16 protein-coding genes are annotated in these 18,266 nt (G+C 68.5%); 9 read left to right on the top strand and 7 right to left on the bottom strand.

From position 1 onward, the window contains the following. Positions 1-78: 78 nt before the first annotated feature. Positions 79-1,443: a DUF1015 domain-containing protein gene (locus Pla175_RS22460; protein WP_145290968.1), complete on the bottom strand. Its 1,365-nt coding sequence runs from the start codon at positions 1,441-1,443 to the stop codon at positions 79-81. A 324-nt stretch (positions 1,444-1,767) separates the two neighbouring features. Here Pla175_RS22460 and Pla175_RS22470 point away from each other — a divergent pair, with 324 nt between their 5' ends. After that, on the top strand, positions 1,768-2,007 hold the full coding sequence (locus Pla175_RS22470) for a hypothetical protein (RefSeq protein ID WP_145290972.1): 240 nt from the start codon (positions 1,768-1,770) through the stop codon (positions 2,005-2,007). A 23-nt stretch (positions 2,008-2,030) separates the two neighbouring features. Here Pla175_RS22470 and Pla175_RS22475 read toward each other — a convergent pair whose 3' ends face one another. The 3 genes from Pla175_RS22475 to Pla175_RS22485 form a co-directional block, all read right to left on the bottom strand. Next, positions 2,031-3,302: an MBL fold metallo-hydrolase gene (locus tag Pla175_RS22475; RefSeq protein WP_145290974.1), complete on the bottom strand. Its 1,272-nt coding sequence runs from the start codon at positions 3,300-3,302 to the stop codon at positions 2,031-2,033. A 259-nt stretch (positions 3,303-3,561) separates the two neighbouring features. Continuing rightward, positions 3,562-4,923 (bottom strand): adenosylhomocysteinase, encoded by a 1,362-nt coding sequence (gene ahcY / locus Pla175_RS22480; protein ID WP_145290976.1) that lies wholly within the window; start codon positions 4,921-4,923, stop codon positions 3,562-3,564. A 176-nt stretch (positions 4,924-5,099) separates the two neighbouring features. After that, the gene (locus Pla175_RS22485) at positions 5,100-5,771 is read right to left on the bottom strand and encodes a phosphoribosylanthranilate isomerase (protein ID WP_145290979.1); all 672 of its coding nucleotides are present in this window, start codon (positions 5,769-5,771) and stop codon (positions 5,100-5,102) included. A gap of 79 nt (positions 5,772-5,850) precedes the next feature. Between Pla175_RS22485 and Pla175_RS22490 the strand changes: the two genes are divergently transcribed. The 6 genes from Pla175_RS22490 (at position 5,851) to Pla175_RS22515 (ending at position 11,877) form a co-directional block, all read left to right on the top strand. Further along, complete coding sequence (locus tag Pla175_RS22490; RefSeq protein WP_145290981.1) at positions 5,851-6,420, top strand: hypothetical protein; 570 nt, start codon at positions 5,851-5,853, stop codon at positions 6,418-6,420. A 107-nt stretch (positions 6,421-6,527) separates the two neighbouring features. After that, the gene (locus tag Pla175_RS22495; protein WP_197527074.1) at positions 6,528-8,123 is read left to right on the top strand and encodes an ExeA family protein; all 1,596 of its coding nucleotides are present in this window, start codon (positions 6,528-6,530) and stop codon (positions 8,121-8,123) included. Beyond that, positions 8,123-8,707 carry a hypothetical protein gene (locus Pla175_RS22500; protein ID WP_145290985.1) on the top strand — a complete coding sequence of 195 codons (585 nt, stop codon included), beginning with the start codon at positions 8,123-8,125 and terminating at the stop codon, positions 8,705-8,707. Before Pla175_RS22495 ends, Pla175_RS22500 begins: the two co-directional genes overlap by 1 nt. Before the next feature lie 35 nt (positions 8,708-8,742). After that, positions 8,743-9,684: an NAD-dependent epimerase/dehydratase family protein gene (locus Pla175_RS22505; RefSeq protein WP_145290987.1), complete on the top strand. Its 942-nt coding sequence runs from the start codon at positions 8,743-8,745 to the stop codon at positions 9,682-9,684. A gap of 77 nt (positions 9,685-9,761) precedes the next feature. Continuing rightward, the gene (locus tag Pla175_RS22510) at positions 9,762-10,529 is read left to right on the top strand and encodes a polyprenol monophosphomannose synthase (protein WP_231954022.1); all 768 of its coding nucleotides are present in this window, start codon (positions 9,762-9,764) and stop codon (positions 10,527-10,529) included. A gap of 124 nt (positions 10,530-10,653) precedes the next feature. Continuing rightward, positions 10,654-11,877, top strand: a complete 1,224-nt coding sequence (locus tag Pla175_RS22515) for a 6-phosphofructokinase (RefSeq protein WP_145290990.1) — start codon at positions 10,654-10,656, stop codon at positions 11,875-11,877. 114 nt (positions 11,878-11,991) lie between these two features. On the opposite strand, the gene mscL is transcribed toward Pla175_RS22515, so the two are convergent. The 3 genes from mscL to Pla175_RS22530 all read right to left on the bottom strand — a co-directional run bounded on the left by mscL (position 11,992) and on the right by Pla175_RS22530 (position 14,324). Next, on the bottom strand, positions 11,992-12,408 hold the full coding sequence (gene mscL / locus Pla175_RS22520) for a large-conductance mechanosensitive channel protein MscL (protein ID WP_145290992.1): 417 nt from the start codon (positions 12,406-12,408) through the stop codon (positions 11,992-11,994). A gap of 76 nt (positions 12,409-12,484) precedes the next feature. Further along, the gene (locus tag Pla175_RS22525; RefSeq protein WP_145290994.1) at positions 12,485-13,474 is read right to left on the bottom strand and encodes an RluA family pseudouridine synthase; all 990 of its coding nucleotides are present in this window, start codon (positions 13,472-13,474) and stop codon (positions 12,485-12,487) included. Next, a complete protein-coding gene (locus Pla175_RS22530) occupies positions 13,467-14,324 on the bottom strand; it encodes a hypothetical protein (RefSeq protein WP_145290996.1) in 858 nt (285 codons plus the stop codon). The genes Pla175_RS22525 and Pla175_RS22530 overlap by 8 nt, the downstream gene beginning before the upstream one ends. Before the next feature lie 238 nt (positions 14,325-14,562). Between Pla175_RS22530 and Pla175_RS22535 the strand changes: the two genes are divergently transcribed. Both Pla175_RS22535 and Pla175_RS22540 read left to right on the top strand, forming a co-directional pair. Continuing rightward, positions 14,563-16,677, top strand: coding sequence for an ATP-dependent helicase (locus Pla175_RS22535; protein WP_145290998.1), 2,115 nt, complete (start codon positions 14,563-14,565; stop codon positions 16,675-16,677). A gap of 279 nt (positions 16,678-16,956) precedes the next feature. Beyond that, a complete protein-coding gene (locus Pla175_RS22540; protein ID WP_231954023.1) occupies positions 16,957-18,219 on the top strand; it encodes a metallophosphoesterase family protein in 1,263 nt (420 codons plus the stop codon). Positions 18,220-18,266: the final 47 nt, after the last annotated feature.

Raw genomic sequence — 18,266 nt, forward strand, 5'->3', positions numbered from 1 at the left:
TAGGGTGCACGCAGTGCACCGGCGGTAGAGTGGTGGCTGCTGCTGAGGTGCTGGTGCACTGCGTGCACCCTACACGCGTTACTCGAGCGGGTTGATCACCAGCCCGCTCAGCACCTTCGGGTAGAAGTAGGTGCTCTTGGCCGGCATGCGTTCGCCGGCGTTGGAGAGGATGCGGATGTCTTCTACCGTGGCGGGCATGACGATCGCCGCCAGGTTGAAATGGCCCCCGGTGGCCTGCTGGCCGGTGAGGTCGCGGCCGGTGTCGTCGCCGTGCGTGAGGCCGTGCACCACCTCGTCGATGGCCCGGACGTACTTGGGCGCCGGGGCGTCGGCGGCCTGCAGCAGCGTGTCAATTATCAGCCGGTGCAGCAGGCTCACCCCCAGCCGCTGCCAGGCGGGGGTGTGGTCGGTGGAGGCCTCGGCCATCCGCTTGCGGCCGGCGTCCGTGATGCGGCACAGCGTCCACGCCTGGTCGGCCGCGGTGTACAGGGCCAGCGTCCCCTGGTCGTCTTCCATCTCCACCTGCTCCCACACTCCGGGCGCCCCGCCGGGGCCCGTGCCCGCGGGCTCGTAGGAGAAGCAGTCGCCCAGCTTGGCCTGAAGCTGAGCGGCGCTCATCGCCGGCAGGCCGCGGAACAACCGGTGGGTGGGAAGCACGATCATCCCCGGGTCGCTCATCGAGACGCACATCATCAGCACGCTCTGGGCCGGGTGGTCGGCGGGCAGGTCCGTGCCGTGCTCGGCGCGCCACTCGGCGGCGACCTCGTCGCGGTAGTTGCAGGCGGTCTCGTAGCGGTGGTGGCCGTCCGCGATGTAGAGCGGCAGGTCGGTCATCAGCGCCGCGAGTTCGTTTTGAACGTCGGGGTCGGTCACCGGCCACAGGCGGTTGAGCACCCCCAGGTGGTCGGTGGCTTCGAGCGCGGTCTGCCCGATGATCGCCGTGTCGAGCAGCGTCTGGGCCGCGTTGTCCGGGTCGGGGTAGAGGCCGAAGATCTGCGACAGGTTCGCCCGGCAGGCCCGCCACAGTTTGAGCCGGTCCGCCTTGGCGCCGCCGTGGGTCTCTTCGTGGGGGTAGACATTGCCCTCGCCAAACCGGGTGAGCCGGCAGCGGCACATGAACCCGCGGCGGGTGAACTCGCGCCCCTGCTCCGTGAACTGCTGGTGGTAGACATAGATCGCGGGGTCCCCCTCGGTGAACAGCACCCCGTCGCGTGTCCACGTACGCAGCAGCCGCGCGGCGCGGGTGTAGCGGTTCTCGCCGTCGTTGTCGCCGGGCTGGTCCTTGTTCAGGATCAGCCGCACCACGTTCTCTGGGTGGCGGTCGTAGAGCTGCTGTTGCAGTTGGGCGTCGATCACGTCGTACGGCGGGGCGACCACGTCCGAGAGGGCGCCCACGCGGGCGAGGTCGTAACGCTGGCCGCGGAAGGGGGTAAGGTGCGGCATGGGACCGTGGCGGGGGTTCGGGGCGAGGGGCGAGCCCTCAGTTTATGGCGCCCGGCAGAGGGCCGAAATCCCCAGTGCTTTCCCCAAAGCAGCGGCCTACAATAGTAGGGATGCACCCGAACAAGCACATCCGCGCGGCGATCAAGTACGCCGTCTCGATGGGTTGGAGAGTGAAACAGCCCGCGAGCCACGCCTACTGCCGGCTGCTTTGTTCGCACGGGCACAGACTCTGCAAGTTCTCCGTTTGGTCGACTCCGCGAAACCCTGAAGATCATGCCCGCGACATCGTGCGTCGCGTAAACCAATGCCCCGGAGGGTTGCCCGATGACGCCTGAGTTTTACTTGATCCTGAGAAGCGACGACATCGGGGACGACCTCGAAGACGCGGTCTTCGAGGCCGGCTTCGATGACGCGATGCTCACGATGCGTGCCGGCCACGCGGCCATCTGGGTCTGCCATCGGCCGGGCGAGCTCTCAGCGCTGGTGCGCGAAGCGCTCGCCCAAGCGAAGCGTGGGGGACTCGAAGTGCTGCACGTCGAGATTGAGAACGAGGTATTCGCTTAGCCAAGAGGGCGCCTCTCCCGAACCTACCCCGCCGGCCAGCCCTCTAGCTCAAACTTCTTCTGCACGTTCGCGGTGTGCTCGCCGTAGTGCCGCTCCATCTGCTGCAACAGTCGCCGCAGCGTCCAGCGGCTGCCGGGGGCGCGGGCGTCCGGATCGACCCCGTCCAGCAAGTAGGCGAAGCGGCGGACGAAGGCGGCCGAGCGCTCCATCTGGCGCGCCTCTTCGGCGCCGTCCCAGTCGGGGTGGGCCGGCCGGTACTTGTCCGGCATCTGCGCCGGGTTCAGGTCGATCGCTGCGATCTCTGGATCGAGCGCCGCGTAGATCTGCGAGAAGAACCCGAGCTGCCGACCCGTCATGTGCTCCGCGTTCCAGCGCGGCGTGTGCGACCCGTTCGGCGGTCGCCAACTCATCTGCTCTTGCGAGAGCTTGGCGAACACCCCCTGCGAAGCCTCGCCCGCGGACTGCATCCGGTCCATGAGCGCGGCCAGCTCGCCGCTGGGCCGCCACGGCTCGTAGCCCAGCACCACGACGCGTGTTGAGGTCTCGTCGTCGCCGTCCGCGGCGCTGACGGCCAGGGTGTTGACCACGGGCCGATCGACCTCCCAGCGGTCACCGACCGCGGCGAGAAAAGAGTCGATCGGCTCGAGCGGAATCTTCAGCCGGTCGGTCTTGTAGTGGATGGGGACGACGTAGCGCGGGTTGAGTTGTTCGACGATTGTTACTGCCGCGTCGCTTTCAACACTCAAGATCAGTACATCGACCGTGCCGAGCTGAGCAACTTGTGAGTCAGTGAGCTTCGATTGCCCGAGGTCCCCGCAATGGACGATGTTCACCCCATCAACAACGATCGAGAACACCGCGGTGGCTCCGCGATCGGCGCCTTGTCGTTCGTCGTGCCAAGCAGAAACGGACCGTACGCCAACAGCGTCCTTCGATGTCTTGGCTGAGTCCGCTTTGGTATTGCTACGCCAGATCACCTTCGATGTGGTGGGTGGACGGTCGAGCAGGTGATGGAGTTCTCTCACCGCCCCGGCGTCGTTCAGCCCACGCACGATTACGGGCCCGCCCCCCACGCCGCCGACGTTGTTGTGGTCGGCGTGTTCATGGGTCACGAGCACTAGGTCGGCGGAGAGCTCGGGCAAGTCGTACCCGATGTCGCCGCCGTACGGATCGATCACCACGGTGAGGTTGCCGAAGGTTTCAACCGAGACCATCCCCTGCCCCCACCAGCGGACCGCCACCGGCTTGGGGTGGGTGAACTCGGCGGCCGAGTGTTGGGCGGCAGCGAGAAGCATCAAGAGAAGCAGCGCGTTACGAACCACGGTAGAGCTCACTTGAGTTGGGGCGGCTGGGATCGAAGTCGTCGGCCGCGGCCCTCAGCAGGGGCGGCAACCACGCTCAACCTACGAGTGTAACGGGGCCGGCCAATCGCCGTCGATCGACGCCGCTGGGCGACACCGGCTGCATGCGGCCCGACGTTCCACGTGAAAACAAAAAACGGGCCGCCAGGGTTCTCTGGCGGCCCGCTTGGTTGTTGGATTCCTCTCGCCCGCATTAGTAGCGGTAGTGGTCCGACTTGTACGGCCCCTCGACCGGCACGCCCAGGTAGTCGGCCTGCTCTTGGGTCAGCTTGGTGAGCTTCACCCCCAGCTTGCCGAGGTGCAAGCGGGCGACCTCTTCGTCGAGCCGCTTGGGGAGCAGGTAGACCTTGGTCTCGTACTCGCCCGCATTCTTCCACAGCTCGATCTGGGCGAGCGTCTGGTTGGTGAACGAGGTGCTCATCACGAAGCTCGGGTGCCCCGTGGCGCAGCCCAGGTTCACCAGCCGGCCCTTGGCGAGGGTAAGGATCGAGCGACCGGTTTCCTTGAAGGTGTAGCGGTCAACGGCGCCTTCCTTCTCGCTCTTGATCACTACCTTGGTGACCTTGCCCGCCTTGACCTGGGCTTCGAGCCACGCGATGTCGATCTCGGTGTCGAAGTGGCCGATGTTGCACAGGATGGCGTCCTCGGCCATGTGCACCATGTGCTGCCCAAGGATGATGTCCTTATTCCCTGTCGTGGTGACGAACAGGTTGCCCTCCTTGCAGGCCTCTTCCATCGTGGTGACTTCGAAGCCTTCCATCGCGGCCTGCAGGGCGTTGATGGGGTCGATCTCCGTGACGATCACGCGGCAGCCGTAGCGCTGCAGGCTGTGGGCGCAGCCCTTGCCGACGTCGCCGTAGCCGCACACCACCGCTACCTTGCCGGCGAGCATGATGTCGGTCGCGCGCTTCACGCCGTCCGCCAGGCTCTCGCGGCAGCCGTAGAGGTTGTCGAACTTGCTCTTGGTGGCGGAGTCGTTGACGTTGATCGCGGGGCAGCCGAGCTTGCCGGTGCGGTTGAGCACCTCGAGGCGGTGGATGCCGGCGGTGGTCTCTTCGCTGATCCCCTTGATGCCCGAGAGCAGCTCGGGGAAGCGGTCGTGGATCATGGCGGTCAGGTCGCCGCCGTCGTCCAAGATCATGTTGAGCGGCTCACCCGACGGGAACGCGGTGATCGTCTGCTCAATGCACCAATCGAACTCCTCGTCGGTCTCGCCCTTCCACGCGAACACGGCGTATCCCGCCTTGGCGATGGCGCACGCGGCGTGGTCCTGGGTGCTGAAGATGTTGCAGCTACTCCAGGTGACCTCGGCGCCCAGCTCGGCCAGCGTCTCGATCAGCACGGCCGTCTGGATGGTCATGTGCAGACAGCCCGCGATGCGGGCGCCCGCAAGCGGCTTGCTCTTGCCGTACTTCTGGCGGAGGGCCATCAGGCCCGGCATCTCGTTCTCGGCCAGCGAGATCTCTTTGCGGCCGAATGCAGCGAGCTCTTCAAAGCGCTCGGGTGTGCAATCCAGAACTTTGTACGGCAACTTTTCCGTTTCGACTTGCGGCACGACCGGGGCTCTCCAGGAGGGATCAAAGATTCGATAGCGGTAACAGTGTAGTAAGGGGGCGCCCACAGGGGCAACGGGCCAAAAAGCGGAATCGCAGCGGGCCGGGCCGCTTCCGGCCCCGGCGCCTCTAGATTGCCGCCCCTAGTCCGCCCCGACGGGGGCGGGGCCGCCCCGGCTCACACGTGGTCGAACGCCTTGCGCGCCTGGTCCACAAAGAGGCGGCTTTTTGCCTGGTCCTTCACCCCCGGCGACGATTCTACCCCGCTGGCGACATCGACGCCGTCGGGCCGAACCTGGCCGATCGCCTCCGCGACGTTCTTTGGGGTCAGGCCGCCGGCGAGCACCAGCCTCTGCCCCGGCAGCCGCTCGCGCCAACCAGACAACGCACGCCAATCGGCTCGGGCCCCCGTGCCCCCGTAGGCGGCAGGCGAGTAGGCGTCTACCAGCACGGCCGCTAGCGGGCGGCCGCCGCCGGCAACCGCCGCGGCGTAGGACGCCACCGCCGACAAATCTCCCGTGGGGAGCCGGAACGCATGCAGCAGCGCCACCCCCTCTGGCAGCAGCGCGGCCAGCTCGATGGCCGCGGCGGGGGGCTCGTCGCCGTGCAGTTGCACCGCGTCTAGCCCCACTTCTTCGGCCGCCGCCACGATCATGCTAGCAGACGCGTTGACGAACACCCCAACGCGCAGCGCTCCCTGCGCCGCCTTGGCGACCTCACTCGCCTGGGCGGAGGAGACACAGCGTGGGCTGCCTGGAAAGAAGTTAATCCCGATCGCGTCCGCCCCGGCAGCAACCGCGGCCGCGGCGTCTTGGGCCGTCGTCACCCCGCAGATTTTTACGCGGAACATAGGTTCGTTGTGCTAGGAGCGACCGATACAAGCGATACGGACAGGACCACCCGCCCTGATTGGATGTTCAGGATAACCGATGCGAATAAGACTCACCACGATGGCCGTCGCGGCCCTGCTGGCGGGCGTAGAGGCCCGCTGCTGGGGAGACGACGGCGCCCGCCAGGAACTCGCGCAGATCGACGCCGAGATCCGCCTGCGCAGCGCCGCGATTGCCGCCTCGCGCGCGGACGCCCCCACGCCGCGTCCCATGCCCTACCCGAAGACCACCGGCGCGCTGTGGCTGGGCGCGGCGAGCGGCGTGCCCATTTCGCCCGAGCCCGCCGCGGGGAAGGTCTCCGCCGAGCTGGTGTCCGAGATCGCCGACCTGTTTGATCGCCGGCGGGAGACGCTGGCACTGCTGGCGCGAGAGTCGGAGGCCGAAGCGGCGGCGTCGGCCCAGCCCGAACAACTCCAGCCGCAACCGGCCGTGGCTGCACAAAGCTCTCCCCGACGCGTGTTGGGCCTGTGCCTGTTGGCGCTGACCGCTGCGCTCGCCGGAACGGCGGTGGCGGTCAAGCGACGCGCTGCGCGCCCCGGGCCGACGCCGATGACCGACGCCGATTTCCGCCGCGCCGCAGGGGGCGCTGTCCGGCGGTTGGTCGCCTGACCCAGCGACGGATGTCCGTCGCGGGACGGGACAGGGTCAAGGCGGGCCCGACCGTGTGCCGATTCAACCTCCGTCTGCGTCCCGTTCGTTACCCGAGTGCCTGCCCCATGACCCAGCCCACTGCAAGCATGAACCAGGCCGCTGCGAGCCCCACGTCCAAGTCTGTTTCGCGCGTCTTCCCGTCGGTGCCACGGATCGACCGGTACTTCCCGGGCGCCGCGATCGAGGGCTCACGCCGCGCGGTGGTGGATTGCGTGACGCGCGGCGACGGCCCGGCGCTGGTGATCGGCGCCCCGGGCGTTGGCAAGTCGTTGCTGCTAGACATGGTCGCTCAGGCGGTGGGCGACCGGGGCGCGGTGGTCCGGCTGGCGTCGACGCAGATCTGCACCCGCCGCGCGCTGCTGCAGGCGATGCTGTTTGCGATGGGAAAACCCTACCGCGACCGGGAGGAGGGCGAGCTGCGGCTGGCGGTGATCGAGGGGCTCCGGTCGTTGGGCGATCGCCCGCTCGGCGCCGTGCTGATCGTCGACGAGGCGCAGCTTCTGTCGGTCAAGCTGCTGGACGAGCTGCGGATGCTGGGCGACCTAGTGACCGAAGGAGGCGAGCCGGCGGTGCGGCTGGTGATCGCCGGCGGTCCCACGCTAGACGAGCTGCTGGCGGCCGCGGAGCTCGAGCCGCTGTGTCAGCGGATCGCGACGCGGTGCTACGTGACGCCGCTGTCGTACGACGAGACGCAGGCCTACGTGCGGTCTCACCTCTCGGCCGCGGGCCGATCGCCCGACCGCTTCTCTTCTGCCGCGATCGACCTGTTGTTCCGCGCCACCGACGGGGTCCCGCGGCTGCTGAACCAGCTCAGCCAGCGGCTGGTCGACCTGCCGGCCGACCCGATCGAGCCGCTGCAAGTGCAGCAGGCGTGGTCGGAACTGCACCAACTTCCGGCGCCCTGGTACACGCCGGAGGTCGCCGCGGCGCCGACCCCGTCGCCGCACGCGGGGGTAGAGTTCGGGGAGCTGGAAGACCTGGACGTAGTGGAAGAAGAAGAGCCGACCGAGGCCGCCGCGGCGATTACACCGGCCCCGGCGCCCGTGGCCCAGGCGCCGGACCCGTCGCCGTCGCGGGCGTCCAGCTACAACGCAGACGAAGCGTTGGCGACCCTCCCCCCATCGCCCCCGGTGGTCGACCCGTTTGGCGAAGGGTGGGAAGAAGAAGAGTTGGTCATCGACCGCTACGCCAGCCTGGGGGCGGCGTTCCACACCTCGACGCCGTTCGTCGTGAACCGGCTCGACGGGGCGCTCGCGGAAAATCTGGCCCGGCTGACAAGCGAGCCAGAAACCCTGCCAGAGCCGGCGGAGCCCATCGACACGCTGGACGAGGGCCTCGATGCAGACGACGAGCCGCTCCCGATCGCTGAGGCCTCGTTCCAACCCACGCGGAGCCTGGCCATCTGCGGCGAAGAGCCGTGCGACGGCGCGCGGGTCTGCTCCGGCGTCGGCGCGTACTCTGGCGACACGGAACTGGATGAGCTGGACGACGACTTCGAAGAGGAGTACTTCCCGACGATCTCGGCCAACCCGTCGGCCGGCGACGCCGACGACGAGACCATCCTCGTCATCGAACGCGAAGTAGAGCCGTTCGAGGCGACCCCCGAGGTGCGCCGCAGCGAGTACCGCAGGTTGTTCGCTAACCTCCGCGGGGCCGAGTGATGCGGAAGGGAAAGATCTCGGCGGCGTTGCGGACCCTCCACGGTCGACCGGTCTCGGTCGAACCCGTCGCGGCTCCGGCTCCGCAGATGCTCCGGGTCGATCCTCCCGCCGCGTCCGTCCTGCCTGCCCCCGCCGGTCGCTTCGCCATCGCGTGCGGCCTGAACGAGGGCTTCGACCTGTCGCATGTCGCCCGGGCCCTCGAGGCGGATTGGGGGGGCGCAGCCCCCGCGCGGCGGATGCTGGTGAACCTGGTGGACGAAGACGTCGACCGCGCCGCGCCCGAACTGGCGCAGTCGGGCTGGGACATCGCCACGCTCCGCTCCACGGCCGCCGCGATCGACGCCGGGATGCTCTCGCTGCTGGCCGCCCTACGCGACGATTACGCCCTCACGGCCTGGTGCTGCCGGGGGCCGAGCGACGCCTTGTTTCCCCTTGCGAGCCGTTGTGAGTTAGGATTGTTGTTCGCGGACGACACGACGGCGACGCCGCGGCTCGTTCGCGAGGCGGCCCACTGGCTCCGCCGCGCCACCGGAAGGGCGCCGGAGTGCGTGGTGCTGAGTCGCGCCGCCAGGCCGGCCGCCTGAACTCACCGACGCACGCACACCAAGGCGACCCAAGCATGGCCATTGCCGTCGTTACCGGCGGCGCCGGGTTTATCGGCTCCCACCTCACTTCGGCGCTCGTTGCTCGCGGCGACCGGGTCCGCGTGCTGGACAACCTGTCGACCGGCGTCCGCACCAACCTTGACCACCTGGGCGGCGGGTTCGACGTCATCGAGGCGGATGTCTGCGACCCCGCGGCCGTCGACCGCGCCGTCGAGGGCGCCGACGTGGTGTTCCACGAGGCAGCCATGGCGTCGGTGCCGGCCAGCCTGCGCGATCCGCTTGCCTCGCACGCGGCGTGCATGACGGGCACCGTGCAGGTGCTCGACTCGGCGCGTCGGGCGGGGGTGCGGCGCGTGGTGATCGCGGCCTCGAGCGCCGCGTACGGCGATCGCCCCTTCGCCGCCAAGCGAGAGACCGACCCGGTTGATCCCTTGAGCCCCTACGCCGCGTCGAAGATCGCCAGCGAGCTCTACTGCCAGGCGTTCACCAAGTCGTTCGGCCTCGAGACGGTCTGCCTGCGGTACTTCAACGTCTTCGGCCCGCGGCAAGACCCCGCCAGCGAGTACTCGGCGGTCATCCCGATCTTTGTGACGCGGATGCTCGCGGGCAAACGCCCCACGGTGTACGGCGACGGGCTGCAGAGCCGCGACTTTGTTTTTGTCGAAGACGTGGTAAACGCCAACCTGCTGGCGGCCGCGGCCCCCGGGGCGAGCGGGCGGGTGATTAACGTCGGGAGCGGCGCCCGGCTCACCCTGTTGGACCTGATCGCCGCGGTCAACGGGGCTCTGGGAACAGAGCTAGCCCCCGTGTTCGACCCGCCCCGCGCGGGGGACGTCCGCGAGAGCCTGGCCGATATCTCGGTGGCGCGTGAGGTGCTAGGTTACGAACCGCAACTCACGTTCTCCGAGGGTTTGGCACGTTCGATCGACTACTATCGAGCGATCGCAAAGAGCTAATCGAAGCCAGCAGTGCGCAAGCGCCAATAGCTGCCGACCTAAGGTCGGCAGCTAATTTGTTCCAAGTATGCAGAGAGTTGCGTCGCTCGATGGACCCGCAGACCGACGCTTCTTGGAACCCCCGCACGCTCGTCGCGCTGGCTACCTACAACGAGCGAGAGAACCTCCCGTCGCTGATCGAGGCCATCGAGGCGGCGCTGCCGCTTGCGGACGTGCTGGTGGTGGACGACAACTCGCCCGATGGCACCGGCGCCTGGTGCGACAAGCACGCAGACGGAGACCCGCGACTCGCTGTGCTTCACCGCGCGGGCAAACTTGGTCTTGGGTCGGCGACCCTGGCTGCGTTCTCGTACGCGGCCCAGCACGCCTACGACGTGGTGTGCACGATGGACGCAGACTGGAGCCACCCGCCGGAGCGGCTCCCGGTGCTGGTCGCGTCGCTGGCGGGCGCCGACGTCGCGGTGGGCTCCCGCTACGCCGCTGGCGGGGGGATCGACGGCTGGCCGCTGCGGCGACGGGTGTCTAGCTGGCTGCTGAACTTTTTCGCGGTTCGTGCGCTCCGGCTGCCGGTAAAAGATTGCAGCGGCGCGTTCCGCGCGTATAGAATGCGGACGCTCCAAGGGTTGGAAGAGCATCCGTTGCAGGCGACCGGTTACGCCTACCTCGAGGAGATTCTTTGGCGTCTGAAACGCCGCGGCGCTCGGATCGTCGAGTCGCCATTTACGTTTACCGACCGCCGTGCCGGCGCGTCGAAGCTGAACGTCCGCGAAGCACTGGCCGCCGTCGGGCTGCTGCTGCGGCTCGGCTCGGCGGAATGGCTCGGGGTCGGTCGCGGCCGGTTGTAACGGCTGCGCGTGCTTTGGGGCCCCGCGTGCCGCCCGATCCGTTCGGCGACGCGGCCCGCCGCGAACTACGCTTTCACACCGCTCTGCCAACCCACCCAAACAACGCGCGTCAGCGCGCATCCCCATGAGCAAGAAACGAATCGGCATCCTCACCAGCGGCGGCGACTGCCCCGGCCTGAACGCGGTGATCCGCGGCGTCGTGAAGAGTTGCCACCAGTCGGGCTACGATTGCGTCGGGTTCCTCAAGGGCTACGAGGGGCTCTACGACCCGGTCCAGTACATGCACCTGACCCCGGCCAGCACCAAGGGGATCCTGACGCAGGGGGGGACCATCCTGGGCTCCACCAACAAGGGACGCTTCGCGGCGGTCAAAGGTGTCGACGACCGCGTCGAGATCGACCCCAAGCTGGTCCGCGGCGTGCAAGAAACCGTCGAACAACTCGGCATCAGCGGCCTGATCTGCGTCGGCGGCGACGGCTCGCTGGCGATCGCCCAGCAGTTCCACGAAGCGGGCATCCCGGTCGTCGGCGTCCCCAAGACGATCGACAACGACCTGTCCGCCACCGCCTTCACGTTCGGCTTCGACAGCGCCATTGAGTGCGCCACCGACGCCCTCGACCGCCTGCACACCACGGCCGCCAGCCACGAGCGGATCATGGTGCTCGAGGTGATGGGGCGGCACGCCGGCTGGATTGCGCTGCACTCCGGCATCGCCGGCGGCGGCGACGTGATCCTGATCCCCGAGATCAAGTGGAACTTCGACCACGTCTGCCACAAGATCCTGCACCGCGAGAGCCAGGGGAAGAAGTTCACGCTGGTGGTGGTCGCCGAGGGCGCCGAACTGCCGGGCGGGGGCCACGTCGGCCAGGAGCAGGACGGCCAGCAGGTCAAGCTCGGCGGGGTCGGCAAGACCGTGACCGAGGAGATCGAGCGGCGCCTGCACCGCGAGACCCGCCTGTGCATCCTGGGCCACCTGCAACGCGGCGGCACCCCCACCACCTTCGACCGCGTGCTGGCCACCATGTTCGGCGCCCACGCCGTGCGGCTGGTGGTGGAGGGGCGGTTCGGCGAGATGATCGCCTCGCGCCCGCCGGAGATGGTCAGCGTGCCCATCCTCGAAGCGGTGCACAAGATCCGCCAGGTCGACCCCAACGGCCCCGCCGTTCAGGCCGCCCGCGCCCTGGGCATCAGCTTCGGCGACTGCCCGGCCGAGGAAGGTTCGCAGAACGTCTTCAACACGGCCAAGCCCTCGGTCCCCAAGACGAAGGTCGAGAGCCCCGCCAAGTCGAACCTGGGCGACGACCTCGAGCAGGCCGAAGCCGCGTTGCAGCAAGCCCTCGCGGAATAGTCGCAGAAGTCGCCGCTCTCGCAGAGGCGTGGAAACGCAGAGAGAAGCACGCCGGGGGCGAACGCTTCTCTCCGGGGCTCTCCGCGCCTCTACGAGAGATCGTTCAGCCCGCCGCTACGGCTTCTTGAGCGCGTCGCGGATCTCGCGGAGCAGTTGGATCTCTTCCGGCGGCGGGGCGTCTTCGTTGGCTTCTGGCGCCGCCAGGAAGCGGTTCTGCATGGTGTTGATCGCCTTGACGACCAAGAAGATCGCGAAGGCGATGATCACGAAGTCGATCACCGACTGCAAGAACAGCCCGTACTGGATCGTGACCGGCTCAACCCCTTCGGCGACCCCTTCCGGCAGCTTGAAGGTGACCTTCAAGCTCTCGACGCTCTTGCCGCTGGTGATCAGCCCCACCACGGGCATGACGATGTTCGCCACCAGCGAGGAGACGATCTTGCCGAACGCGGCGCCGATCACCACGCCGACCGCCAGGTCGACTACGTTGCCGCGCATCGCGAACGCGCGAAACTCTTTCAATAGGCCCATGACGCTACGCCCCTCGACGGATGACTGCGGGTGGCGCCGGGCAACGCGGCTGCCACGGCGACCCAGGTTTGGGACGTCAATCTAAGCAGTCTTCGGTTTGGCGCAAATAGCGGATTGTGTGGGCCAGGTCGCTCGGCAGGGGCGCCGAGAAGCTCAGCCGCTCGCCGGTGGTGGGCTGATCGATCTGCAACTGCTGAGCGTGCAGCGCTTGCCGTTGCAGGATCAGCTCCGCGGGGTCTCCTTGCGCGTCGGGCCAGAGCTCGCCGCGGGTGATCTGGCTCCGCCCGCCGTAGAGCTTGTCGCACAACACCGGCGAACCGACCGACGCCAGGTGAACGCGGATCTGGTGCGTCCGACCGGTGAGCGGCGTCGCCGCGATCAGGGCGGTCTTGGCGAAGCGCTCCACCACCCGCATCCGCGTCTGCGCGGGGCGGCTGGTGGAGTGATCGGCGCGCACCGCCATCCGCTCGCGGTAGTGCGGGTGGGCGCCGATCGGGCGATCGATCAGGTCCTCGTCGCGGTCGGGCCGGCCGACCACCAGGGCCCAGTAGGTCTTTTCGACAGTGCGAGACTTGAACTGATCGGCCAATGCGTGGTGCGCCCGGTCGTGCTTGGCCACCACGATCACGCCGCTGGTTTCGCGGTCGAGCCGGTGGACAATGCCGGGCCGGGTCGGCCCGCCGACTCCGCTTAGCGACTGAAAACGGAACGCCAACGCGCTGGCCAGCGTGCCTGCCCAGTGCCCCTTGGCTGGGTGGACGATCATGCCGGCCGGCTTGTCGACCACGATCAGGTCGTCGTCTTCGTACAGGATCGACAGCGGGATCTCTTCCGGCTCAGGCCCCGGCCGGGCGACCTCGAACTGGGCGACCGCGATCGCCTCGCCGGGCGATACCCGGTACGACGACTTGCGCTGCCGGCCATCGACCTGCACGTGCCCGGCCGCGATCGACCGCTGGATCGCCGCGCGGCTGTGCTGCGGGTAGCGGGCTACCAGCAGCGCATCGAGCCGCAGGTCCGTCTGTTCATCCTCAACAACAAAGGCCTCCGACGTCGGCTCACTCATCGCTGGGCTTGGCGTCCGTGTCCGCCTCCGGCTTGTCGGCCTCGGCGTCGACGTCTTCACTCGCCGGAGTGCTGTCGGCGTCCGCCCCTTCCGAAGCCTCCTCGTCGGCCGACTCCTCGGGGGTGTCGTACTTCTTGAGCATGTCGTCGATCGATGGGAGGCCCCCTTCGGGGGCGGGCATCAGCACGTCGTCCGGGGTAAGCTGGCCCCCTTCGGCCGCGGGGCCGTCGCCGGCGCCCGTACCGGGGAGGCTCGCCTGCGACTCTGCCAGCCACGCGACCGTCTCGACCGCGGCGGGGCTCTTGAGCTCTTCGACGCGTTGCTTGGCCAGGGGCGCCAGCGCGCCGGTCACCAGGCCGTAGAGCTTGACCGCTTCTTCGGTGTTGCCGGCGACTTCGGCAGACCGGGCCAGGCCGTAGCGGGCGCGGCCGCTGATCCACGGGTCGCTGGCGCCGACCAGCGACTTGTACAGCGGTTCGGCCCGTTCGAGCGACTGCTGGGCGCGGGTGCGGTCTGCAAAGAACGCCTCCGACGCCTGCCACAGCTCGCTGTCGGCGAGCGTCAGCGCCGCCCAGTCGGCCACGGCGGTGCCCGACGCCTCGTCGGCGGCCTGCTCCAGCAGGGCGGGGGTCGGCATGCCGCCCACCATGGCGTCGGAGTACAGCCGCCACGCGTCGGCTTTCGCCTCGGCCCGCGAACCGCGGTAGGCGCCCCAGCCCACGACCCCCACGACCAACGCCACGACCGCGGCGATCAGCACCGGAACGTAGGGGCGGACCTGATCGATGAAATTGCCGAGCCAGTCGGCGAGCGCGTTTTCTTGGAGTTCGTGGCGGTGCTTGGCGTCCATAGGGGGTATCGGCCTGGGGGGTGCCGGATTGAGGGTGTGCTGGATTATGATCGCTCGCCGCGACGGTGGCGGCCCGAACCCGCCAGTGTAACCCCTGCCGGCGACGGCAAGAATCCCAGTCGCGAGCCCCCCGCTTCGTCGCGAGCCGGACGCGTCAGCGCCCGGAGTTTTTTGCGACCCGACATCGATCCTCCGGGCGCTGACGCTCCCGGCCCGCTAATTTTCCGGCGCCCCTCCAATGCCCCCAGATCCAGGCCTCAACCCGGCCCAACGCGACGCGGTGGCCACCCTTTCCGGGCCGCTGCTGGTGCTCGCCGGCGCCGGAACCGGCAAGACCCGCGTGGTCACCTTCCGCATCGCGGCCCTGGTGCGTAGCGGCATCCGGCCCGACCGCATCTTGGCCGTCACGTTCACCCGCAAGGCCGCCGGCGAGATGCAGCAGCGGGCCGGCGCCCTGCTCAAGCCCCCCGGACGCGGCCGAAACGCCCCCAAGCCGGTCGTGCCGGAGATCAGCACGTTCCACTCACTCTGCGTCCGCGTGCTGCGGCGCCACATCACGCGTTTGGGCTACCCGGCCGCGTTCACCATCGCGGACCGCAGCGACCAGGAAGCCCAGGCCCGGGCCGCGTTGCGGGAGATCCGCGCCCCGGGCGACTCGCTCAAGCCGGCCGACCTGCTGGGGCACATCAGCCGGTGGAAGATGCGCACCGTGCGGCCCGAGGACGCCACCAGCGCGGCCGAGACCGACCGCGAACACCTGGCCGCCATCGCCTACCGCCGCTACCAGAACAACCTGAAGAAGGGGGCGGTGGTCGACTTTGACGACCTGCTGTACCTCACCGAAGAGCTGTTCGCCAAGTTCCCCAGCGTCCGCCGCGACGAGGCGGGCCGGTTCGACCACGTGCTGGTAGACGAGTACCAGGACACCAACCACAGCCAGTACGAGATCGTCCGCGGCCTGGCGATGGGGCACCGCAACCTGTGCGTGGTGGGGGACGACGACCAGTCCATCTACGCCTGGCGCGGCGCCGAAGTGACGCACATCCTCCGCTTCAAGCAGGACTGGCCCGACGCCAAGGTGGTGCGGCTAGAGGAAAACTACCGCTCGCGGGCGTCGATTATCGGCTACGCCAACGCGTTGATCGCGTTCAACCGCCAGCGGCACGACAAGGTGCTGCGGCCCGCCCGCGAGCCAGGCGAGCGCCCCCGCATCTTGCAGTGCAAGGACGAAACCGAAGAAGCCCTGCAGGTGGTGCAAGACATCCGCGGCAAGCTGCTGGCCGGCGGCTGGCGGCCCGACGGGTCGAGCCCCGGCGAGCTCTCGCCGTTTGTCGAACGTGTGGCGCCCAAGGACATCGCTATCCTGTTCCGCACCAACGAGCAGCCGCGGGCGTTCGAGACCGAATTGCGGGCGGCCAAGCTCCCGTACATCCTCATCGGCGGCATGAGCTTCTTCGACCGCAAGGAGGTGCGCGACCTGCTGGCCTACCTGCGGCTGATCGCCAACCCAGAGGACGAGCCCTCGCTGCTGCGCGTGCTCAACACGCCGCCGCGCGGCATCGGCGACGCGGCCCGCAAGGCGCTGATGCAGACCGCCGTGACGCGTGGCCACGGGCTGTGGCGCGTGCTGCCGGGCTGCCGGATGATCGACGGCGTGAGCGACGCCGCGGCCGGCGGCGCCCAGCGGCTGATCGACCTGGTGCAGGGTTGGCAGGCAGACCAGGACCGCCCGCTGGAGCACCTGGTGCGCCGCGTGATCGACGAAACCCGCTACCTCCACGAGCTCGCCCGGCTCTACCCCGACCCCGACGAGCGCGACACGCGCACGGCGTCGCTGGACGAAGTAGTGAACGCCGCGGCCGCGTTCCAATCTAAGAGCAGCCAACGCCGCCGGCCACGCAAGCCCGCCGAACCGGGGGGCGCAGGCTCCCCCCTCCAGGAGTTCCTCGACGAAGTGGCGGTCGGGGGCCGCGACGACGCCGACGACAAGCAGTCGCAGCTCAAGCGCAACGCGATCGCGCTGATGACGCTTCACGCGGCCAAGGGGCTAGAGTTCCCCCACGTCTACCTGGTGGGCATGGAGGAAGGCATCCTGCCCCACAAGCGCTCCCTGGAAGCAGGCGAAGACTCGATCGACGAAGAACGCCGGCTGGCCTACGTGGGCGTGACCCGGGCGCAGGACGACCTGACGCTGACGCTCGCCCTGTCTCGCCGGAAGTGGGGCAAGCCGCGCGACAGCATCCCCAGCAGGTTCCTGTACGAGATGACCGGCCAGGCCGACAACCCGCGCTACGCCGAGGTCAAATCGGGCCGAGCCGCCAAGGCCGCCGCGCGGGGGCAAGGCCGCCGGTGAAGCTAAGAAGTCTCGCGGGGGTGAGGCAGACAGGAGGGCGATGGCGTGAATGACCAATGACCAATGACCAAGGCCTAAATGACCAACAAACGCGAGTTTGGTCGTTTAGGCTTGGTCATTGGTCATTCGCTATTTCTCTCTATCTGAGAGAGAGAATTGCACCCTTGCTAGCACCGCCGGCTGGATTTTCCGCAAGTTGAAGTTGGTGCGGCAGCCCCTTCTGGGTAGATTGCCCAGCAAGCCCAGGCGCCGATGGCGCCGCTGCGCATGGAGGCGTTGATGTCGGAACCGAAGCCGGAATCTAAGACAAGCCGCGCGCCGCTGCGTTTCGTTCACGCCAGCGACCTGCACCTCGAACGCCCCCTCTCGGGGCTGTTGGAGATCCCCGAACACCTGCACGAGGCGCTGCGCGAGGCCCCCTTTCAGGCCGCGCTGCAGGTGTTCGAGACAGCGCTGGCCGAGAACGCCGACGCGCTGCTGCTGGCGGGCGACGTGATCGACCCGGTCAAGGCAGGCCCGCGGGCGATGGTGTTCCTGATCGCCCAGTTCAAGCGGCTCCAGGCCCGCGGCATCCCGGTCTTCTGGGCCGGCGGGCGGACCGATCCCCCGGCGGCCTGGCCCCCCAGCACGCCGCTGCCGGACAACGTACACGTGTTTCCCGTCGGTCGGGTCGAGCAACGCGACATCTCGAAACGCGGCGAGGTAGTCGCCCGGGTGCAGGGCATCAGCCGCGCCGAGGGTGGCTCGGTCGACGCGAGCGGCTTCCACCGCGACGCCCACGGCCGGTACACCGTGGGGGTGGCCTACCTCACGAGCGATTCTCCCGGGAAAGAGGGGGACCGCGTGAACTACATGGCGCTCGGCGGTCGGCACCGCCGCGCCACCGTCGACGTCGAGCCGGGCATCGCCCACTTCCCGGGCACGCCCCAGGGGCGACGCGCCAAGGAGTCGGGCCCCGCGGGGTGCTCGGTGGTCCAGGTCGATGAAGCGGGGCAGACCACCACCCGCTTCGTGGCGTGCGACGCGGTCCGCTGGATCGACGAGTCGGTGGAGATCACCGCCACCGTCACCAAGGACCAGCTCCTGGCCCGGCTCAAGGAGCGGCTCGACAAGCTCCGCGCCAAGAACCAAGGGCGCGACTGCCTGATCACCTGGACCATCCGCGGCGCCGGCCCGCTGATCGCACAGCTCCGCCCCGGCGCCCTCGCCGACGAGCTGCTGGCCGACCTGCAGAAGTACGACGGCCGCCAGCAGCCCGCTTGCTGGAGCGTGGAGGTCTGCACCGACGCCGAGGTCGAGACCCCCGCCGAGTGGCTCGAGCAAGAAACGATTCTTGGCGACGCGATGCGCAGCTTCCACGAACTGGAACGCAACGAGAAGACGCCGCTCGACCTCACGAAGCTGCTGCCCAACGGGCTCGACGCCTCGGAACTCAGGGAGCTGGCCACGATCAAGACCGCCGACGACCGCGCGGCGGTGCTACGCGGCGCCAAACGCTTGGCGGCTTCGCTGCTGAACTCCGACGAACTCGCCGCAAAGTAGATGAAGCTTAACCACGGCTAGCACGGACCTCACGGATGAAGCCCGCT

It is taken from the genome of Pirellulimonas nuda (assembly GCF_007750855.1).
Classification (GTDB): Bacteria; Planctomycetota; Planctomycetia; order Pirellulales; family Lacipirellulaceae; genus Pirellulimonas; species Pirellulimonas nuda.